The sequence below is a fragment of the Cronobacter sakazakii genome (genome assembly GCF_000982825.1).
Taxonomy (GTDB): domain Bacteria; phylum Pseudomonadota; class Gammaproteobacteria; order Enterobacterales; family Enterobacteriaceae; genus Cronobacter; species Cronobacter sakazakii.
In genome coordinates this window covers 2,948,110-2,970,610 of sequence record NZ_CP011047.1, presented here as the reverse complement: position 1 = coordinate 2,970,610, position 22,501 = coordinate 2,948,110, and the positions used below count along the sequence as shown (strand labels likewise).

24 protein-coding genes, 1 pseudogene and 1 other annotated feature are annotated in these 22,501 nt (G+C 57.2%); of the genes and pseudogenes, 17 read left to right on the top strand and 8 right to left on the bottom strand.

Features of this window, described 5'->3' with window-relative positions; translation table 11 throughout:
* Positions 1–77 precede the first annotated feature (77 nt).
* The gene (locus tag CSK29544_RS14135; RefSeq protein WP_007902647.1) at positions 78–839 is read left to right on the top strand and encodes a YciK family oxidoreductase; all 762 of its coding nucleotides are present in this window, start codon (positions 78–80) and stop codon (positions 837–839) included.
* Positions 836–1,426: a cob(I)yrinic acid a,c-diamide adenosyltransferase gene (gene cobO / locus CSK29544_RS14130; protein WP_007902644.1), complete on the top strand. Its 591-nt coding sequence runs from the start codon at positions 836–838 to the stop codon at positions 1,424–1,426. The genes CSK29544_RS14135 and cobO overlap by 4 nt, the downstream gene beginning before the upstream one ends.
* Positions 1,427–1,693: 267 nt before the next feature.
* Here the strand turns inward: cobO and rluB are convergent.
* The 3 genes and pseudogenes from rluB to rnm all read right to left on the bottom strand — a co-directional run.
* Positions 1,694–2,566 (bottom strand): annotated as a pseudogene (gene rluB, locus CSK29544_RS14125) (23S rRNA pseudouridine(2605) synthase RluB); the annotation flags it as partial.
* Positions 2,567–2,692: 126 nt separating this feature from the next.
* Positions 2,693–3,313 (bottom strand): L-threonylcarbamoyladenylate synthase, encoded by a 621-nt coding sequence (locus CSK29544_RS14120; protein WP_007775522.1) that lies wholly within the window; start codon positions 3,311–3,313, stop codon positions 2,693–2,695.
* Positions 3,310–4,188, bottom strand: a complete 879-nt coding sequence (gene rnm, locus CSK29544_RS14115) for an RNase RNM (protein WP_007889988.1) — start codon at positions 4,186–4,188, stop codon at positions 3,310–3,312. Before rnm ends, CSK29544_RS14120 begins: the two co-directional genes overlap by 4 nt.
* 139 nt (positions 4,189–4,327) lie before the next feature.
* Here rnm and trpL point away from each other — a divergent pair, with 139 nt between their 5' ends.
* The 7 genes from trpL (at position 4,328) to CSK29544_RS24935 (ending at position 11,520) form a co-directional block, all read left to right on the top strand.
* Positions 4,328–4,372, top strand: coding sequence for a trp operon leader peptide (gene trpL / locus CSK29544_RS25170; RefSeq protein ID WP_108463469.1), 45 nt, complete (start codon positions 4,328–4,330; stop codon positions 4,370–4,372).
* Positions 4,349–4,441 (top strand) — a sequence feature (Trp leader region). (Overlaps the previous gene by 24 nt.)
* Before the next feature lie 24 nt (positions 4,442–4,465).
* Complete coding sequence (locus CSK29544_RS14110; protein ID WP_029039155.1) at positions 4,466–6,028, top strand: anthranilate synthase component 1; 1,563 nt, start codon at positions 4,466–4,468, stop codon at positions 6,026–6,028.
* Entirely contained in the window at positions 6,028–7,623 is a 1,596-nt protein-coding gene (trpD, locus tag CSK29544_RS14105; protein WP_007889992.1) for a bifunctional anthranilate synthase glutamate amidotransferase component TrpG/anthranilate phosphoribosyltransferase TrpD, read from the top strand. Before CSK29544_RS14110 ends, trpD begins: the two co-directional genes overlap by 1 nt.
* Positions 7,624–7,626: 3 nt before the next feature.
* A complete protein-coding gene (gene trpCF, locus CSK29544_RS24310; RefSeq protein ID WP_007889994.1) occupies positions 7,627–8,985 on the top strand; it encodes a bifunctional indole-3-glycerol-phosphate synthase TrpC/phosphoribosylanthranilate isomerase TrpF in 1,359 nt (452 codons plus the stop codon).
* A 12-nt stretch (positions 8,986–8,997) separates the two neighbouring features.
* Positions 8,998–10,191: a tryptophan synthase subunit beta gene (gene trpB, locus CSK29544_RS24305; protein WP_012124565.1), complete on the top strand. Its 1,194-nt coding sequence runs from the start codon at positions 8,998–9,000 to the stop codon at positions 10,189–10,191.
* Positions 10,191–11,000, top strand: a complete 810-nt coding sequence (gene trpA / locus CSK29544_RS14090) for a tryptophan synthase subunit alpha (RefSeq protein WP_004385016.1) — start codon at positions 10,191–10,193, stop codon at positions 10,998–11,000. The genes trpB and trpA overlap by 1 nt, the downstream gene beginning before the upstream one ends.
* Positions 11,001–11,391: 391 nt before the next feature.
* The gene (locus CSK29544_RS24935) at positions 11,392–11,520 is read left to right on the top strand and encodes a hypothetical protein (protein ID WP_007761961.1); all 129 of its coding nucleotides are present in this window, start codon (positions 11,392–11,394) and stop codon (positions 11,518–11,520) included.
* 130 nt (positions 11,521–11,650) lie between these two features.
* Here CSK29544_RS24935 and ompW read toward each other — a convergent pair whose 3' ends face one another.
* Positions 11,651–12,283, bottom strand: coding sequence for an outer membrane protein OmpW (gene ompW, locus CSK29544_RS14080; RefSeq protein WP_007868276.1), 633 nt, complete (start codon positions 12,281–12,283; stop codon positions 11,651–11,653).
* A gap of 282 nt (positions 12,284–12,565) precedes the next feature.
* Here ompW and CSK29544_RS14075 point away from each other — a divergent pair, with 282 nt between their 5' ends.
* The 5 genes from CSK29544_RS14075 (at position 12,566) to yciA (ending at position 17,312) form a co-directional block, all read left to right on the top strand.
* Positions 12,566–12,973 (top strand): YkgJ family cysteine cluster protein, encoded by a 408-nt coding sequence (locus CSK29544_RS14075; RefSeq protein ID WP_029039154.1) that lies wholly within the window; start codon positions 12,566–12,568, stop codon positions 12,971–12,973.
* A 24-nt stretch (positions 12,974–12,997) separates the two neighbouring features.
* Positions 12,998–13,741: a YciC family protein gene (locus CSK29544_RS14070; protein WP_007868279.1), complete on the top strand. Its 744-nt coding sequence runs from the start codon at positions 12,998–13,000 to the stop codon at positions 13,739–13,741.
* Between the two features lie 51 nt (positions 13,742–13,792).
* Entirely contained in the window at positions 13,793–14,329 is a 537-nt protein-coding gene (locus CSK29544_RS14065; protein ID WP_029039153.1) for a septation protein A, read from the top strand.
* A gap of 230 nt (positions 14,330–14,559) precedes the next feature.
* Positions 14,560–16,749, top strand: coding sequence for a TonB-dependent siderophore receptor (locus CSK29544_RS14060; protein ID WP_029039152.1), 2,190 nt, complete (start codon positions 14,560–14,562; stop codon positions 16,747–16,749).
* A 161-nt stretch (positions 16,750–16,910) separates the two neighbouring features.
* Positions 16,911–17,312, top strand: a complete 402-nt coding sequence (yciA, locus tag CSK29544_RS14055) for an acyl-CoA thioester hydrolase YciA (RefSeq protein WP_007890010.1) — start codon at positions 16,911–16,913, stop codon at positions 17,310–17,312.
* Between the two features lie 51 nt (positions 17,313–17,363).
* On the opposite strand, the gene tonB is transcribed toward yciA, so the two are convergent.
* Positions 17,364–18,095: a TonB system transport protein TonB gene (gene tonB, locus CSK29544_RS14050; protein WP_015386619.1), complete on the bottom strand. Its 732-nt coding sequence runs from the start codon at positions 18,093–18,095 to the stop codon at positions 17,364–17,366.
* A gap of 223 nt (positions 18,096–18,318) precedes the next feature.
* Between tonB and CSK29544_RS14045 the strand changes: the two genes are divergently transcribed.
* Entirely contained in the window at positions 18,319–18,615 is a 297-nt protein-coding gene (locus CSK29544_RS14045; RefSeq protein ID WP_007868299.1) for a YciI family protein, read from the top strand.
* An 83-nt stretch (positions 18,616–18,698) separates the two neighbouring features.
* Here the strand turns inward: CSK29544_RS14045 and CSK29544_RS23050 are convergent, their stop codons facing one another.
* Together CSK29544_RS23050 and CSK29544_RS23045 are read right to left on the bottom strand one after the other, a co-directional pair.
* Positions 18,699–18,968, bottom strand: a complete 270-nt coding sequence (locus CSK29544_RS23050; RefSeq protein ID WP_007890015.1) for a hypothetical protein — start codon at positions 18,966–18,968, stop codon at positions 18,699–18,701.
* Between the two features lie 499 nt (positions 18,969–19,467).
* The gene (locus CSK29544_RS23045) at positions 19,468–19,641 is read right to left on the bottom strand and encodes a YciY family protein (RefSeq protein WP_100207185.1); all 174 of its coding nucleotides are present in this window, start codon (positions 19,639–19,641) and stop codon (positions 19,468–19,470) included.
* 144 nt (positions 19,642–19,785) lie between these two features.
* On the opposite strand from CSK29544_RS23045, the gene cls reads away from it, so the two are divergent.
* Together cls and CSK29544_RS14035 are read left to right on the top strand one after the other, a co-directional pair.
* Positions 19,786–21,246 (top strand): cardiolipin synthase, encoded by a 1,461-nt coding sequence (gene cls / locus CSK29544_RS14040; RefSeq protein WP_007850578.1) that lies wholly within the window; start codon positions 19,786–19,788, stop codon positions 21,244–21,246.
* A 34-nt stretch (positions 21,247–21,280) separates the two neighbouring features.
* Entirely contained in the window at positions 21,281–21,610 is a 330-nt protein-coding gene (locus CSK29544_RS14035; RefSeq protein ID WP_004385008.1) for an HI1450 family dsDNA-mimic protein, read from the top strand.
* A gap of 29 nt (positions 21,611–21,639) precedes the next feature.
* Here the strand turns inward: CSK29544_RS14035 and CSK29544_RS14030 are convergent, their stop codons facing one another.
* Positions 21,640–22,476, bottom strand: coding sequence for an ion transporter (locus CSK29544_RS14030; RefSeq protein ID WP_007890025.1), 837 nt, complete (start codon positions 22,474–22,476; stop codon positions 21,640–21,642).
* Positions 22,477–22,501 lie beyond the last annotated feature (25 nt).

Genomic DNA, 22,501 nt, shown 5'->3' with positions numbered 1-22,501 from the left:
TTAAGGCATAAAGCGTTTTTACCCGATGCGAAGCGCAGCCTGGCGGCACACCGTTTCGCCCCTGCAAGGAGTGACCCGTGCACTATCAACCCCAACGCGATTTGCTGCAAAACCGAATTATTCTTGTCACTGGCGCAAGCGACGGCATTGGCCGCGAAGCGGCGCTGACCTATGCACGCTACGGCGCGCAGGTGCTCTTGCTTGGCCGCAGCGAAGAAAAACTGCGCGGTGTCGCACATGAAATCGAACAGGAAGGGCTTGCGCAGGCGCACTGGTTTACCCTGGATTACGCCACCGCAACGCCCGAAGCGTGTCAGCAGTTAGGCCAGGCTATTGCCCAGCGCGTCCCTCGCCTCGATGGCGTACTGCATAATGCGGGCGTACTCGGTGACATCGTTCCAATGGACCAGCAAAACCCGGCGGTCTGGAGCGAAGTGATGCAGGTGAATGTCAACGTCACCTTCTTTTTAACCCAGGCGCTATTGCCGTTGCTGCTGAAATCTGAAGCCGGATCGCTGGTGTTTACCACCTCAAGCGTCGGTCGTCAGGGACGCGCTAACTGGGGCGCTTACGCCGTCTCGAAATTCGCGACCGAAGGCATGATGCAGGTGCTCGCCGAAGAGTATCAAAGCCGCCACCTGCGCGTGAATTGCATCAATCCTGGCGGCACCCGCACCAAAATGCGCGCCAGCGCGTTCCCGACCGAAGATCCCGATAAGCTAAAAACGCCTGCGGATCTCATGCCGCTCTACCTGTGGCTGATGGGCGACGACAGCCGCCGTAAAACCGGTATTAGTTTTGACGCCCAGCCAGGCCGCAAACCAGGAATAGCCGAATGAGCGATGACCGTTATCAGCAGCGCCAGCAGCGTGTGAAAGAAAAAGTCGCAGCGCGCGTCGCGGCAGCACAGGACGAGCGCGGCATCGTGATCGTTTTTACCGGCAACGGTAAAGGCAAAACCACAGCCGCTTTCGGCACCGTCACGCGCGCGGTGGGCCACGGTAAAAAAGCGGCGGTGATACAGTTTATCAAGGGCGAATGGCCGAACGGCGAGCGCAACCTGCTGGAGCCGCATGGCGTTGAGTTTCAGGTGATGGCGACAGGTTTTACCTGGGACACGCAGAACCGTGAAAGTGATACTGCGGCCTGCCAGGCCGTGTGGCAGCATGGCAAACGCATGCTGGCGGACGCCTCGCTCGATCTGGTGGTGCTTGATGAGCTGACTTATATGGTGGCTTACGATTATCTGGCGCTGGAGGAGGTACTGACGGCGCTGCGTGCGCGCCCGGCGCACCAGACGGTGATTATTACCGGCCGGGGCTGCCACCGCGATATTCTGGAGTATGCCGATACGGTGAGCGAACTGCGCCCGGTCAAGCATGCTTTCGACGCAGGGATAAAAGCGCAGATCGGTATCGATTATTAACGCGCGCGCTGATTCGCAGCCATAAAAAAACGCCCTCATCAGAGGGCGTTTTTCTTAGTTTCCGCGACCGCCGCCGGAGCGACGGTTACCGCCGTTGTTCGCACGACCACCGCTGCTGGCTGGACGGCCATTGCCGGTGGCGCGAGCGCCGCCTGAGCGTGCATTGCCGCCCGGACGGGCATTACCACTGGCGCGCGAGGTGCTGTTGCCCGAACGGGTGTTTTCCGCCGCACGCGCGCTGCCTGCAGGGCGCGCAGCACCCGCCTGGCCCTGACGCGCCGGCGCGCCCTGACGTGAAGCGCCCGCCGCCTGGCTATGGCGTTTTACCGCACGACGAATCTGATTCGCCTTCATGCGGCGACGATCTTTTTCCACCGCCACTTTGCTTGAGGTTTCAGGCTCAAGACCCACCAGCTCGCGCAGGTAGTTGGTCTGCGCCAGGTCAAGCTCGGTCCAGCCGCCGCGCGGCAGGCCTTTCGGCAGCGGAATATCGCCATAACGCACGCGAATGAGGCGGCTTACCTGAACGCCAACCGCTTCCCAGAGACGGCGAACTTCACGGTTGCGCCCTTCGGTCAGCGTTACGTTGTACCACTGGTTGATGCCTTCGCCGCCGCTAAAACGAATGGTTTTAAACGCCGCCGGGCCATCTTCAAGCTGAACGCCGCGCGCCAGCTCACGCACTTTCGCGTCATCCACCTGGCCGAAAACGCGTACAGCATATTCGCGCTCGACTTCCTGGCTCGGGTGCATCAGGCGGTTCGCCAGCTCACCGTCTGTCGTGAACAGCAGCAGGCCGCAGGTATTGACGTCAAGACGCCCTACCGCAATCCAGCGCGCGCCGCGCAGTTTTGGCAGACGATCAAAAACGGTCGGACGGCCTTCCGGATCGCTGCGCGTACACAGCTCGCCTTCCGGTTTGTAATAGGCCAGTACGCGGCAGATCTGCTCTACGGACTCTTTTACCGAGATGAGATGGCCGTCGATACGGATTTTCAGCGCAGGCGTGACTTCAACGCGATCGCCTAAGGTGGCGATTTTGCCATCGACACTGACGCGACCGGCTTCGATCATGGCTTCGATTTCACGGCGGGAGCCATGACCGGCTCGCGCCAGCACTTTTTGTAACTTTTCGCTCATGGAGCTTCCTTCAGGTGTCGCCTTCCCAGGCGTCGAACAGGATAACCGGGCGGGGGTGCCGCCGTCTGGCCACACCCCGGTTTCAGCCGCCCAATTTCAGGCCGCGTAGTATAGCGGTAAGCCCCCTTACAGGAAAGGCTTAACGTCACCCACGCCCTCACGCAGCACGACGGGCGCATCGTCGGTTAAATCGATCACTGTAGTAGGCTGCTGGCCGAGATAACCGCCGTGAATAATCAAATCCACCTGCTTTTCCAGACGGTCTTTGATTTCATCCGGATCGGATTCGGTAAACTCGCTGCCCGGCAGCATCAGCGACGTCGAGAGCATCGGCTCGTCAAGCGCCTCAAGGAGCGCCAGCGCAATCGGGTTAGACGGCACACGCAGCCCGATGGTTTTACGCTTCTCCTGCAACAGACGGCGCGGCACCTCTTTCGTCCCTTTAAGAATAAAGGTGTAGTTGCCCGGCGTGTTGTTTTTGATAAGACGGAACGCGACGTTATCGACATACGAATAGGTCGACAGCTCCGAGAGATCGCGGCACATCAGCGTAAAATTATGGCCGTCCGGCAGGTCGCGGATGCGGCAGATACGCTCCATCGCGCCTTTGTCTTCAAGCTTACAGCCGAGCGCGTAGCCGGAGTCGGTCGGATAAACGATAACGCCGCCTTTACGCACGATCTCTACCGCCTGTTTGATAAGACGCGGCTGCGGGTTGTCCGGATGGATATAGAAAAATTGACTCATACTGCCCTCTCTTTACTCAGTTCCGGCGGCCAGCGATGCCAGACGGGTGTCAGCCCATCAGGCAACCGCAGCCTGCGCCCCAGTTCAATCCACGGGCATGGCTGATGAAAATCGGAACCCTGCGACGCCAGCAGTCCAAACTGTCCGGCGTAGCTTGCCAGCTGGTTACGCTCATTGGGCGCCTGCTGGCACTGGGCCACTTCCATCGCGTCGCCGCCCGCCGCAGCGAACTGGTTTAACAGGCGCTTAAGCCATTTGGCGCTGAGCTGATAGCGCCCCGGATGGGCTATCACCGCCTGGCCGCCAGAATGATGAATCACATCAATAGCTTGTTCTATTGTACACCACTGGGGAGGAACATAGCCGGTTTTCCCGCGCGCCAGATAGTGTTTAAAAACGTTCGCCATATTGGTGGCGCGTCCGTCTTCGATAAGAAAACGCGCGAAGTGCCCGCGCGTGACGACGCCGCCGTCCGCGAGACGCTTCGCCCCCTCCAGCGCCCCCGGAATGCGCGCCTTCTCCAGACGCTCGGCGATCATTTCAGCGCGCCGCGTGCGGCGCTGCGCCTGTCCGTCAAGAAACGTGACCATTTCAGGGTGCGTGATATCAATCCCCAGTCCGACGATATGAATTTCGTGGTTTTCCCAGAGCGTGGAAATTTCGACGCCGTCAATCAGCCGCAGCGCAAGGCCTGCGCGGGCAATTTCTTCATGGGCGGCTGGCAGGCCTGCCGTGGTGTCGTGGTCGGTTATCGCGAGCGTATGAATACCCATCTCAACGGCGCGGTGTACCAGTTGCTCTGGCGTCAGCAGACCGTCGGAGGCCGTCGTATGGCTGTGTAGATCGTAAATAATGGTTAATTCAGGTTCGCTCAAAACGGCTCCCGTGGCTAAGGTCTTTTATATCGTCCTGCTCATCATAACGGTTTGTGGAAATTATCAGAAATCAGAGTTGACATTCTCGCCATGAACCAGTTTACTAGTACGCAAGTTCACACGAAGAAGGTATCTGAAAATGACTCACATTTTTTCTCTGCATGGCTGGTGGCGTACCTCCTGATCCCGGGCGGTGTCTTCACGTATGCGCAAGCATTCAGATACCAGGCCCGCTCACCGCGGGCTTTTTTTTGAACACAAAACAGAGATACAGACCATGCAAACAGACAAACCGGCTCTCGAACTGCTTACCTGCGACGGCCTTTATCGCGAAAACCCGACCGCGGTATTTCACCAGCTCTGCGGTGACCGCCCGGCGACGTTACTGCTGGAATCCGCGGATATCGACAGTAAAGACGATCTGAAAAGCCTGCTTCTTGTCGACAGCGCGCTGCGCATAACCGCCAACGGTGACACTGTCACGATTGAAGCGCTGAGCGCTAACGGCGCGTCGCTGCTCTCACTACTGGATAACGCCCTGCCGGAAACCGTCACCGTTGAAGCCCATCCGCAGGGGCGCACGCTGCGCTTCCCGCCGGTAAGTACGCTGCTGGATGAAGATGAGCGTCTGCGTTCGCTGTCGGTATTCGACGCTTTTCGTCTGTTGCAAGAGTCGGTGACGTTGCCTCAGGATGAGCGCGAAGCGATGTTCTTCGGCGGGCTGTTTGCCTATGACCTGGTCGCAGGATTTGAAGAACTGCCGCCGCTTGCGCAAACCAACAGCTGCCCGGATTACTGCTTTTATCTCGCCGAAACGCTGCTGATCATCGACCACCAGACGCGCACCACCCGCATTCAGGCGAGCCTGTTTACGCCGGATGATGGTGAAAAAGCCCGCCTGAACCAGCGTCTCGCGCAGATCCAGCTGCAACTCCAGGAGCCGCCCGCGCCGCTGCCGGTAGAAAGCGTGCCGCAGATGCAGTGCGAATGCAGCCAGAGCGATGAAGAGTACGGCGCGGTGGTGCGTGAAATGCAAAAAGCGATTCGCGCCGGTGAGATTTTCCAGGTGGTGCCGTCGCGCCGCTTCAGCCTGCCCTGCCCGTCGCCGCTCGCGGCCTACGACACGCTGAAAAAGAGCAACCCCAGCCCGTATATGTTTTTCATGCAGGACAGCGATTTCGCGCTGTTCGGCGCGTCGCCGGAAAGTTCGCTGAAATATGACGCGCCGTCCCGCCAGATTGAAATCTACCCGATAGCCGGCACCCGCCCGCGCGGCCGCCGTGCTGACGGCTCGCTGGATCGCGATCTCGACAGCCGCATTGAGCTTGAAATGCGCACCGATCATAAAGAACTCTCCGAGCATCTGATGCTGGTGGATCTGGCGCGCAACGATCTGGCACGCATCTGTACGCCGGGCAGCCGCTATGTGGCGGATTTAACCAAAGTGGACCGCTACTCGTTCGTTATGCACCTGGTCTCTCGCGTAGTCGGCGAACTGCGCCGCGATCTCGACGTGCTGCACGCTTACCGCGCCTGCATGAATATGGGAACGCTAAGCGGCGCGCCGAAAGTGCGCGCGATGCAGCTTATCGCCGGTGCGGAAGGCGAGCGTCGCGGCAGTTACGGCGGCGCGGTCGGCTATTTCACCGGCCATGGCGATCTCGACACCTGCATTGTTATCCGCTCGGCCTGGGTGGAGAACGGCATCGCCACGGTACAGGCGGGCGCGGGCGTCGTGCTTGATTCCGTCCCGCAATCCGAAGCTGACGAAACCCGTAATAAAGCCCGCGCGGTACTGCGCGCCATCGCCGCTGCCCATCACGCACAGGAGACTTTCTGATGGCCGACATTCTGCTGCTCGATAATATCGATTCCTTTACTTACAACCTGGCGGATCAGCTGCGCGCGAACGGACATAACGTAGTTATCTACCGTAACCATATTCCGGCCCAGACGCTGATTGAGCGCCTCGCCACCATGAACAACCCGGTGCTGATGCTTTCGCCAGGCCCCGGCGCGCCATCAGACGCGGGCTGTATGCCGGAGCTGTTAACCCGTCTGCGCGGCAAGCTGCCGATTATCGGCATCTGTCTTGGCCATCAGGCAATCGTTGAAGCCTACGGCGGCTATGTCGGCCAGGCGGGCGAAATTCTGCATGGCAAAGCGTCCAGCATTGAACATGACGGCCAGGCGATGTTCAGCGGGCTGATGAACCCACTGCCGGTGGCGCGCTACCACTCGCTGGTGGGCAGCGACATCCCGGCCGGGCTGACGGTTAACGCGCATTTCAACGGTATGGTGATGGCCGTGCGTCACGACGCCGATCGCGTCTGCGGCTTCCAGTTTCACCCGGAGTCTATCCTGACGACGCAGGGCGCTCGCCTGCTGGAACAGACGCTCGCCTGGGCGCTGACCCGCGCCGAGCAGCAAAACAGCGTCCAGCCGATCCTGGAAAAACTCTATCAGGCCGAGGTGCTGAGCCGCGAAGAGAGCCACCAGCTTTTCAGCGCGGTGGTGCGCGGCGAACTGAAACCGGAGCAACTGGCCGCGGCGCTGGTGAGCATGAAAGTGCGCGGCGAACACCCGGTTGAGATTGCCGGGGCCGCCAGCGCCCTGCTGGAAAACGCCGCGCCGTTCCCGCGCCCGGATTACGCTTTCGCGGATATCGTCGGCACCGGGGGCGATGGCAGTAACAGCATTAATATCTCTACCGCCAGCGCCTTTGTGGCCGCCGCTGTGGGGCTGAAAGTCGCCAAGCATGGCAACCGCAGCGTCTCCAGCCGATCGGGGTCGTCGGATCTGCTCGCCGCGTTCGGGATTAATCTTGAGATGAACGCCGACGCGTCGCGCCAGGCGCTGGATGAACTGGGCGTTTGCTTTCTGTTCGCGCCGAAATACCACACCGGGTTTCGTCACGCGATGCCGGTGCGCCAGCAGCTGAAAACCCGCACGCTGTTTAACGTGCTGGGGCCGCTGATTAATCCGGCGCATCCGCCGCTGGCGTTAATTGGCGTCTACAGCCCGGAGCTGGTGCTGCCGATTGCCGAAACGCTGCGCGTGCTGGGATATCAGCGTGCGGCCGTGGTGCACAGCGGTGGCATGGATGAGGTGTCGCTGCACGCGCCGACGCAGGTCGCCGAACTGCGCGACGGCGAGATTCACAGCTATCAGCTTACAGCTGCGGATTTCGGCCTTGAGCCTTATGAACAGTCGGATCTGGCGGGCGGCACGCCGGAAGAAAACCGTGACATTCTGAGCCGCCTGTTACAAGGTAAAGGTGAGCGTGCTCACGAAGCCGCCGTGGCCGCCAATGTCGCCATGCTGATGCGTCTGCACGGCGAAGAGGATTTACAGGCCAACGCACGTAAAGTGCTGGCGGTGTTGCGCAGCGGCGCCGCTTATGACCGTGTTACCGCACTGGCAGCAAGAGGATAAGAGATGGAAACCGTTTTAGCGAAAATCGTCGCGGATAAAGCGCTGTGGGTGGAAGCCCGCAAGGCACAGCAGCCGCTGGCGAGCTTTCAGAATGATGTCGTGCCGAGCACGCGCCGCTTTTATGACGCGCTGCAGGGCGCCCGCACCGTTTTTATCCTGGAGTGCAAAAAGGCGTCGCCGTCCAAAGGCGTGATCCGCAGCGATTTTGACCCGGCGCGTATCGCAGGCGTGTACAAACATCACGCCTCGGCAATCTCGGTGCTGACCGATGAGAAATATTTCCAGGGCAGCTTTGATTTCCTGCCCATCGTCAGCGCGGTTGCCCACCAGCCGGTGCTGTGCAAAGACTTTATTATCGACCCGTATCAGATTTACCTGGCGCGCTTTTATCAGGCCGATGCCTGCCTGTTAATGCTCTCGGTGCTGGACGATGAACAGTACCGCCAGCTCGCGGCAGTGGCGCACAGCCTCGGTATGGGCGTGCTGACCGAAATCAGCAATGAAGAAGAGCTTGAGCGCGCGCTGCGCCTCGAAGCGAAAGTGGTTGGTATCAATAACCGCGACCTGCGCGATCTCTCCATCGATTTGAACCGCACCCGCGAACTCGCGCCGCGTCTGGGCCACGGCGTAACGGTGATTAGCGAATCCGGCATCCATACTTACGGCCAGGTGCGAGAGCTAAGCCGTTTCGCCAATGGCTTCCTGATTGGCTCCGCGCTAATGAAACACGACGATTTAGAGTCAGCGGTGCGTCAGGTCCTGCTTGGCGAAAACAAAGTCTGCGGCCTGACCCGCCCGCAGGACGCCCAAAGCGCCTGGCAGGCGGGTGCGCTCTACGGCGGCCTGATTTTTGTCGCTTCATCGCCGCGAGCCGTCACCGATGAACAGGTCCGCGCGGTCATTGACGCCGCGCCGCTGCGCTATGTCGGTGTTTTCCGTGACGCGCCGGTGGAAGACGTCGTCGCGAAAGCCAACGCATTTTCGCTTGCCGCCGTCCAGTTGCACGGCGACGAAGACCAGACTTACATCAGCGCCCTGCGCGCCAGCCTGCCGGAAACGACCGCTATCTGGAAAGCGCAGAGCGTCAGCCACGCCCTGCCGCCGCGTAACCTCCAGTATGTTGACCGTTACGTGCTGGATAATGGCCAGGGCGGCACCGGCCAGCGTTTCGACTGGTCACTGCTTGAAGGGCAGACGCTGGACAACGTGATGCTGGCGGGCGGCCTCGGCGCGGATAACTGCGTGCAGGCCGCACAGCTCGGCTGCGCGGGACTCGATTTTAACTCCGGGGTGGAGAGCGCGCCGGGTATTAAAGACAGCGACAAGCTGGCAGCGGTATTCAGAACCCTGCGGGCTTACTAAAGGAAGGCAATGATGAGCACACTGTTAAACCCCTATTTTGGCGAATTTGGCGGCATGTACGTGCCGCAGATCCTGATGCCCGCCCTGCGTCAGCTGGAAGAGGCGTTCGTCAGCGCCCAGAGCGACGCCGAGTTTCAGGCGCAGTTTACCGACCTGCTGAAGAACTACGCCGGGCGTCCGACGGCGCTGACCAAATGTCAGAACCTTACCGAAGGCACCCGCACCACGCTCTATCTCAAGCGTGAAGATCTGCTGCACGGCGGTGCGCATAAAACTAACCAGGTGTTAGGACAGGCACTGCTCGCCAAACGCATGGGCAAAACGGAAATAATCGCCGAAACCGGCGCGGGGCAGCATGGCGTGGCTTCCGCGCTGGCGAGCGCCCTGCTCGGCCTCAAGTGTCGCATCTATATGGGTGCCAAAGATGTCGAGCGTCAGTCGCCAAACGTCTTTCGCATGAAGCTGATGGGCGCGGAAGTCATTCCGGTCTACAGCGGCTCCGCGACGCTGAAAGACGCCTGTAACGAGGCGCTGCGCGACTGGTCCGGCAGCTATGACCGCGCGCACTATATGCTCGGCACCGCCGCAGGCCCGCACCCGTTCCCGACTATCGTGCGTGAATTCCAGCGCATGATTGGCGAAGAGACGCGCGCGCAGATCATGGAAAAAGAAGGCCGTCTGCCGGATGCCGTGATCGCCTGTGTTGGCGGCGGCTCAAACGCCATCGGCATGTTTGCAGATTTCATTAACGAAACGAGTGTCGGCCTGATTGGCGTCGAGCCTGCCGGCCACGGTATCGAAACCGGCGAACACGGCGCGCCGCTCAAGCACGGACGCGTCGGCATCTATTTCGGCATGAAAGCGCCGATGATGCAGACCGACGACGGCCAGATTGAAGAGTCTTACTCGATCTCCGCCGGTCTCGATTTCCCGTCCGTTGGGCCGCAGCATGCGTACCTGAACAGCACCGGACGCGCGGAGTATGTCTCAATTACCGATGACGAAGCGCTGGAAGCCTTTAAAACGCTCTGCCGTCAGGAAGGTATCATCCCGGCGCTGGAGTCGTCGCACGCCCTCGCCCATGCGCTGAAAATGATGCGCGCCGCCCCGGAGAAAGAGCAGTTACTGGTCGTCAACCTGTCCGGGCGCGGCGATAAAGATATCTTCACCGTTCACGATATTTTCAAAGCACGAGGGGAAATGTAATGGAGCGTTATCAGCAGCTGTTTGACCGCCTGGCAGCCCGTAAGGAAGGCGCGTTTGTTCCCTTTGTGACGCTCGGCGACCCGTCGCCCGAGCAGTCGTTACAGATTATCGACGCGCTGGTGGAAGGCGGCGCTGACGCGCTGGAGCTTGGCATTCCGTTCTCCGACCCGCTGGCGGATGGCCCGACGATCCAGAGTGCGACGCTGCGCGCGTTCGCTTCTGGCACCACGCCGGATCAGTGCTTTGAAATGCTGGCCGCGGTGCGTCAGAAATACCCGGACTTACCCATCGGGCTGTTAATGTATGCCAACCTGGTGTTCAGCCGCGGCGTGGACGAGTTCTACGCCCGCTGCGCTGCCGTCGGCGTCGATTCGGTCCTGGTGGCCGATGTGCCGGTGGAAGAATCCGCGCCTTTCCGCCAGGCGGCGATGCGCCACAATGTTGCGCCAATTTTCATCTGCCCGCCAAATGCCGATGACGATCTGCTGCGCCAGATTGCCTCTTATGGCCGCGGTTACACCTATTTGCTGTCACGTGCCGGGGTGACCGGTGCGGAAAACCGCGCCGCGCTGCCGCTGAACCACCTGATTAATAAGCTCACCGAATACCACGCCGCGCCGCCGTTGCAGGGCTTCGGGATTTCGGAGCCTGCGCAGGTGAAAGCCGCTATTGAGGCCGGTGCCGCAGGCGCGATTTCTGGCTCGGCGATCGTCAAGATCATCGAGAACAACCTGAACGATCGCGCGGCGATGCTGGAGTCGCTGAAAACGTTTGTGCGCCAGTTAAAAGCGGCCAGTTTGCCTGCCTGAGCATTTCCTTTTTAAAAAAAGCGCGAGCCGTCGCGCTTTTTATTTCCCCTGAATATCAGGGACATCCGGCTTTACATTCATAATTTCCCCTGCGAGTCCAGCGATACGATCGTGTTTTGAGCAAAATCTTAAGGCACACGTCGCATTTCTGACCAAAACTTATTTTCATGACAACGAAGCCCGGCCGCACTTGCAGGCCCGCCACAAAGGATTCCGCAGGTTTCGATGACATCAAGCGTTGGAGCCACATCTCGCGGCAGTGATGCCGCCCCGGCAGGAGAACCGGTGAAAGGTGTGGCAACTGACTTCAGACCATAAACCGCGTGAAAACGTAACGCGCAATCGCAGCCAGAACGGTCTGGCTGGATTACGGGAAAGGGTGGAGGTGAAGATGATTAACCAGCATATGATGAATAAAGCTCGCCGTGCAGCACGTGAAGCACTGACCAAACGAAACGCCCGCAAATGGGATGAAGCCAACCGTATTATGCGCCAGGCGGCCGCCAGCGCATTTAACTGAGATGTGGAGTCTCAGGATGTACATTGCAGCACCTTACAGGACGCCGGCTTTACACCTGACCCGGCGGCAATAAAAAAACCAACCCGTTGAGGTTGGTTTTTTTATTGCTGAGAAACGCGAGTACGCAAACTCAGAAGCGGTAGCCCGCCGAGAACATAAAGACCCACGGATCGATGCGGGTATCGATATTCTGCTGTTGACCACCCGCCTTGAATTTCACGGTGGTGTCGATATCCATGTACCAGACGGACATATTAATCAGCCAGTCTTTATTCACCATGTAATCCAGACCCACCTGACCCGCCGCGCCCCAGGAATCGTCAACGCTCAGATCGCTCAGGCCATTCTTTTTACCGGTATCGTTGAAGTCTTCGTCAAAGAAGGTGGTGTAGTTAATGCCCGCGCCGATATACGGGCGCAGTTTGCTTTGAGAATCGCCGAAATACCACTGGGCCATTAAGGTCGGTGGCAGTTGATGCACGGTTGCGAGATCGCCCGTCGGCCCAAGACCGACTTTATGGCGGAACGGCGTCGCGGCCAGCAGTTCAACGCCGATGTTGTCGGTTGCCATATAAGTAAAGGTCAGGCCGAGCTGCGTGTTGTTGTTAACCTTAAAGCCGCCCATGTGCAGCACATCGTCTGAGCCTTCTGTCGGACGCACCGTCGCCGTACCGGCGCGCATAAAGAATTCGCCAGCTTCATGTGCAGAGGCCATACCCGAAAAACAACTCGCTAATGCCAGCGCCACGATAAGTTTTTTCATTCCCGTTTCCCTTTTGTGGTTTTATTTGCCGGGTGAATATACTCACTACGAGTTAATAAGTGATCCAACAGAGATCACATTCGGGCCGCTAATTTAACATTCATTGATCTGAGTTAATTTTTGCAACCCTTACGGCTTCGATGAATTTGATTTCAGGTCAATTTTTCCCTTTTCACCGGGCGAAAATATATCTCTCGCCCCCTCTTGAAAGTCGTCCCGGCCGGGAATAATTTAGCTTCTTCACAATTTTGAAACGATGCGTTGTTTAGTTGCAGGTGAATGATGAGCGATCTGAACCCGTGCATGACGTGCGGAGCCTGTTGTGCTTATTTTCGTGTCTCTTTCTACTGGGCCGAAGCGGATGACGCGGGCGGCCTTGTCCCGGCGGCGCTTACCGAGCCGCTCACTCCTTTTCTGCGCTGCATGAGCGGCACTAACCAAAAACAGAGCCGTTGCGTGGCGTTGCAGGGCACGCCTGGCGAGGCGGTGCGCTGTACTATCTATGAAAACCGACCGTCGCCGTGTCGCGAGTTTGCGATGTCCGGCGAAGGCGGCGTGGAGAACGAGGCGTGCAATCGCGCCCGCGCCCGTTACGGTCTGCCGCCGCTTCCTGACAATTCCTTACCCGAAGCCGCCCTTTACAGCCCTGCCACTGCGCCATCATCCAGGGTACAATCGTCGGCGGAATAATATCTGCCAACCCAAGGAGTGTGCATGTCAATCACGGCAAAATCCGTTTACCGTGACACGGGTAATTTTTTCCGCAATCAGCTCGTCACCATCCTGCTGATTGCGCTGCTTTGCGCCTTTATTTCTATGATCCTCGGTCACGCCTTTACGCCGAACGCGGATCAGCTGGCCATTCTTAGCGAGGGCGACGCCATGACCAACAGCGCCAGCCTGTTCGAACTGGTGCAAAATATGACGCCGGAGCAGCAGCAGGTTCTGCTGAAAGCCTCGGCGGCGTCGACATTTTCTGGCATGTTCGGCAATACGCTGCTGGTGGGCGGCGTGCTGGTGCTCATTCAGGCGGTTTCCGCCGGGCAAAACGTCAGCGCGCTGCGCGCCATCGGGGCCTCCGCGCCGCTGCTGCCACGCCTGTTTATTCTGATCTTCCTGACCACTTTTCTGGTGCAGATGGGGATCCTGCTGGTGGTCGTGCCGGGCGTGATCCTCGCGATTGTATTGTCGCTGGCACCGGTAATGATGGCGCAGGATAAAGCCGGGATTTTCGGGGCGATGCGAAACAGCATGCGTCTTGCGTGGCGCAATATGCGTCTCGTCGCGCCTGCGGTGCTGCTGTGGCTGCTGGCCCGCGCCGCCCTGCTGCTGTTCGCGCCCGCGTTTGCCGCGCTGACGCCGCAAATCGGCGCGGTGGTTGCCGGAACGCTGAGCAATCTGCTGACCGCGCTGCTCCTCATTTATCTTTTCCGGTTGTATATGCTTATCCGGGAATAACCCTTCTGCCCGCGGCGGTGGTCGCTCGCGGGCCTTTTACGGAACCGATGTATGAAGCAGTTACTCGATTTTTTGCCGCTGATCGTCTTTTTTGTCGTCTATAAATTGCATGACATATTCTGGGCGACGGCGGCGCTGATTGTCGCCACCGCGCTGGCAGTGATCTATAGCTGGTACAAATACCGCAAGGTCGAAAAAATGACCCTGGTGACGTTTGTGCTGGTCGCGGTGTTCGGCGGGCTGACTATCTATTTTCACAACGCGGAATTTATTAAGTGGAAAGTAACCATCATTTACGCCCTGTTCGCAGGCGCGCTGCTGATTGGCCAGTGGGTGATGAAAAAGCCGCTGATCCAGAGCATGCTCGGCAAAGAAATTACCCTGCCCGCGCATGCGTGGTCGCGTCTTAACATCGCCTGGGCGCTCTTTTTCATCTTCTGCGGTCTGCTGAATATTTACGTCGCGATCTGGCTCCCGGAAGCGGTGTGGATGAACTTTAAAGTGTTTGGCATTCCTGGCCTGACGCTGGTTTTCACTCTGCTGAGCGGTGTTTATATCTACCGTCATATGCCGCAGGAAGAGAAATAACGCCCCTTCCGCTCCACTGAAAAAACGCCCTGTGGCTTATGCCCGGGGCGTTTTTTTACGCCAGCGTTCCTTAATTCCTCATATTTTTTAAGCCATTACTCTCATCTGCACAACGATAAACCAATTGTGGAGAAATCATGGAGAATCCCGATTTTATGTTGTAATGATAATTATTATCATTATCATGCGGGCGAATGATTACATTTCTACACATAATGGAATAATTGATAATGTTTGAAAAAAAGCGTGGCATTCGCACACCGCTGGCGCTGGCGGTAGCTTCACTGCTTGGTGGCGGCACAGGTTTTTCACAGGCGGCGGAGATGAACGACGGCGATGTAATGGTGGTTCAGGCAACCGCTGAGCAGGCGCTGAAACAGCAGCCCGGCGTCTCTATTATCACCGCAGAGGATATTGAGAAAGACCCGCCCGTGAACGACCTTTCAGACATTATTCGCAAAATGCCCGGCGTCAACCTGACCGGTAACAGCGCGAGCGGCAGCCGCGGCAACAACCGCCAGATTGATATTCGCGGCATGGGCCCGGAAAACACTTTAATTCTGGTTGATGGCGTCCCGGTCAGTTCGCGTAATGCCGTGCGCTATAGCTGGCGCGGCGAGCGCGACACGCGCGGCGATACCAACTGGGTGCCGGCGGAAATGGTCGAGCGTATTGAAGTGCTGCGCGGCCCGGCAGCGGCGCGTTACGGCAGCGGGGCCGCGGGCGGCGTGGTGAATATCATTACCAAACGCCCGACGAATGACTGGCACGGCTCGTTGTCGCTTTTCACTAACCAGCCGGAAAACGATAAAGAAGGCGCGACGCGTCGCGCAAACGTTAGCCTCAGCGGCCCGCTGGCGGGCGATGCCCTGACGATGCGCCTCTACGGCAATATCAATAAAACAGACGCCGACGATTACGATATCAATACCGCGCAGAACGGCTCTTACGCCGCCGGGCGCGAAGGCGTGCGCAACAAAGACATTAACAGCGTTATTTCCTGGAAAATCACGCCGGAACAGATGCTGGATTTCGAATATGGCTACAGCCGTCAGGGCAATATCTACGCGGGCGATACGCAAAACAGCAACAGCAACGCCAGCCCGAACGGCCTTGTTCCGTCGCTTTATGGTCATGAGACGAACCGGATGTATCGCCAGAGCTACGGTATTACCCATAACGGCCTCTGGGACTGGGGCCAGTCGAAAACCGGTTTTTATTACGAAAAAACCAATAATACCCGCCTTCAGGAAGGCACCACGGGCCGCGTTGAAGGCATGATCACGGACGATAAATACACCACCAGCCGTCTCGAAAACTATCGCGCCAGCAGCGAAATCAACGTGCCCCTGGAATTAATGGTGGATCAGACCGTCACGCTCGGGGCCGAATGGGATCGCGCTGAGCTTAACGATCCGGCCTCCATGCAGGCCACCAACGTCAGCGGTACAACCATCGGCGATATCTCCGGCGATGCTGCCTCGCGCAGCAGTAAAAACAGCGCCACGACGGGCGCGGTCTGGTTCGAAGATAATATCGACGTGTTGCCCGGCACGGCGGTAATTCCGGGGCTGCGTTACGATCACCACAGCCAGTTTGGCGGTAACTGGAGCCCGAGCCTGAACGTGTCACAGGAACTTGGCGATAACGTTAAGCTGAAAGCCGGTATCGCGCGCGCCTTTAAAGCGCCAAATCTGTATCAGTCGAGCAAGGGTTATCTGCTCTCCACGCGCGGCAACGGCTGCCCGATTGGCGTGAGCGGGAGTTGCTACCTGCTCGGCAATGAAAATCTGAAACCAGAAATTAGCATTAATAAAGAGATTGGGCTGGAATACACCAAAGAGGGTTTTGACGCTGGCCTGACCTGGTTTCGCAACGATTACCGCAACAAAATCGTCTCCGGCGATCGCGTGGTGGGCTTCGCCTCCAACGGCAACAATATTTTGCGCTGGGAGAACGGTGGCAAAGCCGTGGTCGAAGGGCTGGAAGGCAACCTGACGATTCCGGTCATGAAAGACGTGCTGAACTGGCGCACCAATGCGACGTATATGATTAAGTCGGAAATGAAAAAGAACGGCAACCCGCTGTCGGTTATCCCGAAATATACCGTTAATACGATGCTCGACTGGCAGGTGAATGACAAACTTTCCACCAACGTGAACTGGACTTTCTATGGCCGGCAGAAACCGCGTCAGGCGGCGGAAATTCGTCTTGAAGACGGTGGGAACCTTTCGCGTAAAGAGGTCGGCGCGTATTCCATCGTCGGCGTGGGCGTAAACTATGCGCTGACTAAAGATTTGCGCCTGAACGGCGGCGTCAGCAATCTGTTCGACAAAACGCTGTATCGAGAAAACGAAGGCGCTTCAACGTATAACGAACCGGGCCGTGCGTACTACGCGGGTGTGACGATGTCGTTCTGATGCCTCATGGGGGAGGCGCGCCTCCCCTTTTACCACAGCAAGATAACCCCGCTTTTCCCGTTTTTTCCTGCCTTTAGCGCTCTTAACCGGTGTTATTATACGGTCGCGCCACGCCCTTCAGGCTGCGCACGATGAACGAATAACACTAGCTGAGAAGCCCCATGACGACAGAGCAAGCCACTCCACAAGGTGAACTGGTTTTACGTACCCTGGCGATGCCCGCCGATACCAACGCCAACGGCGATATTTTTGGCGGCTGGCTGATGTCCCAGATGGACATTGGCGGCGCGATCCTTGCCAAAGAAATTGCCCACGGGCGCGTGGTAACCGTGCGTGTCGACGGCATGACGTTTCTGCGCCCGGTCGCGGTAGGCGATGTGGTGTGCTGTTACGCCCGCTGCGTCAAGCGCGGCAACACGTCGGTGACGATCAATATCGAAGTGTGGGTCAAAAAGGTCTCTTCCGAGCCGATTGGCCAGCGCTATCGCGCGACCGAAGCGCTGTTTATTTATGTCGCGGTCGATGACGACGGCAAACCGCGTCCGTTGCCGCCTGCGGCGTAACGGCAAAAAAAAAGCCAGAGGCTGAGCTCTGGCTTTTTTTCACATGCAGCATTACTGCATGGTTGCGCCGCCATTAATGCGGAACACGATATTCACAATCAGCCCCGTACCGGGCTTACCGGCTTCGTAACGCCATTTGCGCATCGCCTGTTTTACTTCTCGCTCAAACATGTTGGCGGGTTTTGCCGACAGGATTTGCACATTCTCCACGCTGCCATCGGGTGCGACGTCAAATTTCACGCGCACCTGCCCTTCCATCCGCAGCGCATAAGCGCGCGCCGGATATTGCGGCTGGTTGCGGCTTAGCGCGCGCGGGCCCGCGGGCGCGACATTCGCGGGCGCTGACGGCGCGGGCCGCGACGCAGGGGCCGTGGTACGCGCCGGGGAATTATTCTCAAACGGCGACGCCGGGCGCGGCTCAGCGGGTTTGACTTCCCGCTTCGGTGCCTCTTCCACCTTTTTCACCGGTTTGGGTTTCGGCTTAGGTTTCGGTTTCGGCTTCGGTTTTTCAATAACGACCGGTGCTTCTTTCGGCGGCTCCGGTACAACTTCGGGTTCCGGTTCTGGCTCGGCGACAGGCTCGGGCGGCGGCGCCACTACAGGCTTTGGCGGCTCCAGTGATTCAGGCGCGACCATCGTCACGGAAATCGGCTGCGACGGCGCGGGCATCTCAACCACCTGATTTGCCGAGGTATAAAGCACAGCCGCCGCCACAATGGCGCCATGGATCGCGACGGAAAGCAGCGTCGGCCACGGAAAACGGCGAGGCATATCAAGGGTCATTGAAGTCATAGTCGTTTCACTGAATGAATGAGAACTCAATTTTAAATGCAAATAGCAATCATATTCAACAACTCAGCCCGCTTCTGCGTCGTTTCTCAGGCGGAGTGCTGAAAATTCCCGCGCTGATGTTAAGGATTTAACAGGCCATTTAACTTTGCGTTGCACACCTGACGGCTTTCACCTACCGTTATTCACCTTGCCGTTTCATAAAAAGGAGTGCGACATGCTGTATGTCATTTACGCGGAAGATGTGGCTGATTCTCTGGACAAGCGTCAGTCGGTGCGCCCGGCGCACCTGGCGCGTTTACAACTGTTACGTGATGAAGGGCGTCTGCTGACGGCAGGGCCAATGCCTGCGGTGGACAGCAACGATCCGGGTGTAGCGGGTTTTACCGGCTCAACGGTAATCGCAGAGTTTGCCTCGCTTGAAGAAGCGCAGGCCTGGGCTGAGGCCGACCCGTATATTGCCGCAGGCGTTTACAAGACAGTCGCGGTAAAGCCTTACAAAAAAGTATTCTGACCGCGGCCGACAGGCTGCGTAGTGCAAAGGGCATTAACCGTTGGTGTGCCCTTTTTTTGCGCGGTCATTTTAGCAGGCAGGCGTTATTTCCCGCCCGGAACCAACTGCAGCACCGTTGCCGAGGCATGGTGACGTGCGTTATGGCATCGATGAGACGTCACAAACTGACGCGCCGCTTCGCAGGCCGAAACACTTTCTGGCAGACGCTGACTGACGGTAACCGCCTCTTTTGCAAAACCAAAAATTCCGCTGGTTAATGTTCTGTCATCAACAGTTTTTGGCCTCGCTCCACAGGCGCCTTTGTGTAACAAAAATTTATGGATTTCTGTCAGAAATTCCTCTTGCTTAGTCATAAATGCTCCAGCAGTCACGAATGAAAGTTGCACCTGTAGGAATACAAGCTGTCGATGAAGATAATCTAACCTGGACTGACCAGAAACAATCGCCGGAAATAACATTAAAAAGGCTTCATTTTACATAAGAGCAATTATCACCGGCGGAAATACACGATATATGACAATTTGTGAATTTACGTTAAGTTTCGAAAAGTATTTTAAATCATTGTTTTTTAATGGATTACTTTGATTCGATCAGCATAATCCCAAATCGAAAATATTCAAAAGCAACGAATTTTAGATGGTGGTTTTTTATACCAGAATATTCCTAATTTTATTCCAACCCATTAGCGCGACGCGAGAAGACAAGATCTAAAATTTACCTTAATGCACGCACGATTAAAGAGACGATAAAAAGAGGAATTTGGCGTAATTCAGACGACAGCGATAGAAGGTTTACGAAAGGGCGGTTTTGGCGATATTTCGGGGCACCGCAGGCGGTGCCCTTTCACTACGTTTAGCGATCGTGGATGGCGAACAGCAACGAATTGCGCTGACGATTCACAAGACATTTTCTGATAGCGTGAATTCGCATATTGCGTCGGGATTGTGCTTCCAGCCAGCGCGCTTTACGTCGTTGAGACTGCCGCTGCATGCGCCAGCGCCCAACTTCGGTTCTACTACGCCTCATTTCTGATACTCTTGACTGAAACAGAACCGTCATTATAGCCCCTTCCCGCCTGCAAACCAGCGCTTTTCTGACAGGTTCTTATTGGAGTGCGAAAGGGTTGTGCGTAAACTCTTAACGATACGCTTTTTAAAGGATTTTTAATCTATGACAACCTTCTACACGGTAGTGAGTTGGCTGATCATTCTGGGATACTGGCTACTCATCGCAGGCGTGACGCTGCGCATTCTGATGAAACGTCGCGCGGTTCCTTCTGCCATGGCCTGGCTGCTTGTCATTTATATTCTGCCGCTGGTCGGGATAGTCGCGTATCTGTCGGTCGGTGAGCTTCACTTGGGCAAACGACGCGCCGAACGCGCCCGCGCCATGTGGCCGTCGACCGCGAAATGGCTGAACGATCTTAAAGCCTGCAAACATATTTTCGCCGAAGAAAACAGCGCGGTGGCGAGCGCCCTCTTTCAGCTTTGCGAACGCCGCCAGGGCATTGCGGGCGTTAAAGGCAACCAGTTGCAGTTGCTGACTTCCTCTGACGACGTGATGCAGGCGCTGATCCGCGATATTCAGCTCGCCCGTCATAATATTGAGATGGTTTTTTATATCTGGCAGCCCGGCGGAATGGCCGATCAGGTCGCCGAATCGCTGATGGCCGCAGCGCGTCGCGGCGTGCATTGCCGCCTGATGCTCGACTCCGCAGGCAGCGTCGCCTTCTTTCGCAGCCCTTGGGCGGGCATGATGCGCAATGCAGGCATCGAAGTCGTCGAAGCGCTGAAGGTCAACCTCATGCGTGTGTTCCTGCGCCGTATGGACCTGCGCCAGCACCGCAAAATGATCATGATCGACAACTATATTGCCTACACCGGCAGTATGAATATGGTTGACCCGCGTTATTTCAAACAGGACGCGGGCGTCGGTCAGTGGGTGGATTTAATGGCGCGCATGGAAGGCCCGGTCGCCACCGCGATGGGCATCGTCTACTCCTGCGACTGGGAGATTGAAACCGGCAAACGCCTGCTTCCTCCGCCGCCGGATGCCAATATTATGCCTTTTGAGCAGGCGAGCGGACATACGATCCATACCATCGCGTCCGGGCCTGGCTTCCCGGAAGATCTCATCCATCAGGCGCTGCTGACTTCGGTGTATGCGGCGCGTGAATATCTCATTATGACCACGCCCTACTTCGTGCCGAGTGATGACCTGCTGCACGCCATCTGTACGGCGGCGCAGCGCGGCGTGGATGTGAGCATTATTCTGCCGCGTAAAAATGACTCTCTGCTGGTGGGCTGGGCGAGCCGCGCTTTCTTTAGCGAGCTGCTGGCGGCGGGCGTGAAAATTTATCAGTTTGAAGGCGGGCTGCTGCACACCAAAAGCGTACTGGTCGATGGCGAACTGAGCCTGGTCGGTACCGTTAATCTGGATATGCGCAGCCTGTGGCTTAATTTTGAAATTACGCTGGTCATCGATGACGCCGGATTCGGTGCCGATCTCGCCGAAGTGCAGGATGATTATATCTCTCGCTCGCGCCTGCTGGATGCGCGCCTGTGGGTAAAACGGCCCTTCTGGCAACGTGTGGTAGAGCGACTGTTTTACTTCTTCAGTCCGTTGCTGTAAAACGTGCCCAACATCTTTTACTGGGGTAGTCACGATGGAAATGGATCTGAATAACCGCCTGACGGAAGACGAAACGCTTGAACAGGCTTACGATATTTTTCTGGAGCTGGCGGCGGACAATCTCGATCCGGCGGATATCATTCTGTTTAATTTACAGTTTGAAGAGCGTGGCGGCGCGGAGCTGTTCGATCCGTCTGAAGAGTGGCTTTCGCATGTCGATTACGATCTGAACCCGGATTTCTTCTCTGAGGTCGTCATTGGCCTTGCGGAGAAAGACGGCGATGAAATCACCGACGTCTTCGCCCGCGTGCTGCTGTGCCGCGAAAAAGATCACAAGCTGTGCCACATTCTGTGGCGTGAGTAATCACAATCCGCGCGGCATTCGCCGCGCAATTATCTCTCGTTCCTGATTTTTACCCCGCACGCCTGACAATAATTCGCCTGTTTTTGATATTTCGCGCCACATGCCGGGCAGCGCTGCGCCTCTTTTTTATCCACCAGCGCGCTGGTCATTTGCGAAGTAATAATGCCGGTCGGAATAGCAATCACAGAATAGCCGATCAGAATGAGCAGCGAAGCCACCGCGCGGCCACCCGCGGTATGCGGCGTAATGTCGCCATAACCGACCGTCGTTACCGTCACCACCGCCCAGTAGACCGAGGTGCCAAGCGTGTTAAAACCGCTTGATGCCCCCTCAATGCCGTACATCAACGCGCCGGCAATCACCATGACGATAGAAATAAACGCATAAAACGCGGTGAGCTGATGGCGGGCGTTCACAATGGCCTGCCAGAGCAGGCTGGAGGAGGACATGATGCGCAGCAGTTTCAGAATACGCAGCACGCGCACCGCGCGCAGCGTACGCCAGATAAAGAGGTAGTTCATGCCAAGCTCAGGCCAGAGCCAGAGCACATAGAGCGGCAGCACGGTCGCCAGATCGATAAGCCCCCAGAAGCTCAGCGCATAGCGCGCCGGATTCGGCCAGACCAGCAGGCGCAGCAGATACTCCAGCGTAAAGACAAAGGTAATGCCCATCTCAATCAATACGAAGACATGCCATTCGCTGTAAGTGAGATGATATTGCGTGCCGAGGCCGGACTCGATAAACACAACAATGACGCTGAAGAGCGCAAACAGCCCACAAAGCGCCTCAAAGCGGCGACCGCTGCGCTGATGCTGGTCGAAAAGAAAATGGTAGGCGCGCTGACGAAATTCGGTTATCCGTGACACGTTGTCCTCGCAAAAGAAAAGGGCT

Bases quoted from the DNA above. Each gene is read 5' to 3' on its own strand.
- cobO (WP_007902644.1), top strand. From the start codon at position 836: ATGAGCGATGACCGTTATCAGCAGCGCCAGCAGCGTGTGAAAGAAAAA.
- CSK29544_RS14120 (WP_007775522.1), bottom strand. From the start codon at position 3,313: ATGAGTCAATTTTTCTATATCCATCCGGACAACCCGCAGCCGCGTCTT.
- CSK29544_RS14110 (WP_029039155.1), top strand. From the start codon at position 4,466: ATGCAAACAGACAAACCGGCTCTCGAACTGCTTACCTGCGACGGCCTT.
- trpD (WP_007889992.1), top strand. From the start codon at position 6,028: ATGGCCGACATTCTGCTGCTCGATAATATCGATTCCTTTACTTACAAC.
- trpCF (WP_007889994.1), top strand. From the start codon at position 7,627: ATGGAAACCGTTTTAGCGAAAATCGTCGCGGATAAAGCGCTGTGGGTG.
- trpB (WP_012124565.1), top strand. From the start codon at position 8,998: ATGAGCACACTGTTAAACCCCTATTTTGGCGAATTTGGCGGCATGTAC.
- trpA (WP_004385016.1), top strand. From the start codon at position 10,191: ATGGAGCGTTATCAGCAGCTGTTTGACCGCCTGGCAGCCCGTAAGGAA.
- CSK29544_RS24935 (WP_007761961.1), top strand. From the start codon at position 11,392: ATGATTAACCAGCATATGATGAATAAAGCTCGCCGTGCAGCACGTGAA.
- ompW (WP_007868276.1), bottom strand. From the start codon at position 12,283: ATGAAAAAACTTATCGTGGCGCTGGCATTAGCGAGTTGTTTTTCGGGT.
- CSK29544_RS14075 (WP_029039154.1), top strand. From the start codon at position 12,566: ATGAGCGATCTGAACCCGTGCATGACGTGCGGAGCCTGTTGTGCTTAT.
- CSK29544_RS14070 (WP_007868279.1), top strand. From the start codon at position 12,998: ATGTCAATCACGGCAAAATCCGTTTACCGTGACACGGGTAATTTTTTC.
- CSK29544_RS14065 (WP_029039153.1), top strand. From the start codon at position 13,793: ATGAAGCAGTTACTCGATTTTTTGCCGCTGATCGTCTTTTTTGTCGTC.
- CSK29544_RS14060 (WP_029039152.1), top strand. From the start codon at position 14,560: ATGTTTGAAAAAAAGCGTGGCATTCGCACACCGCTGGCGCTGGCGGTA.
- yciA (WP_007890010.1), top strand. From the start codon at position 16,911: ATGACGACAGAGCAAGCCACTCCACAAGGTGAACTGGTTTTACGTACC.
- tonB (WP_015386619.1), bottom strand. From the start codon at position 18,095: ATGACCCTTGATATGCCTCGCCGTTTTCCGTGGCCGACGCTGCTTTCC.
- CSK29544_RS14045 (WP_007868299.1), top strand. From the start codon at position 18,319: ATGCTGTATGTCATTTACGCGGAAGATGTGGCTGATTCTCTGGACAAG.
- CSK29544_RS23050 (WP_007890015.1), bottom strand. From the start codon at position 18,968: ATGACTAAGCAAGAGGAATTTCTGACAGAAATCCATAAATTTTTGTTA.
- CSK29544_RS23045 (WP_100207185.1), bottom strand. From the start codon at position 19,641: ATGAGGCGTAGTAGAACCGAAGTTGGGCGCTGGCGCATGCAGCGGCAG.
- cls (WP_007850578.1), top strand. From the start codon at position 19,786: ATGACAACCTTCTACACGGTAGTGAGTTGGCTGATCATTCTGGGATAC.
- CSK29544_RS14035 (WP_004385008.1), top strand. From the start codon at position 21,281: ATGGAAATGGATCTGAATAACCGCCTGACGGAAGACGAAACGCTTGAA.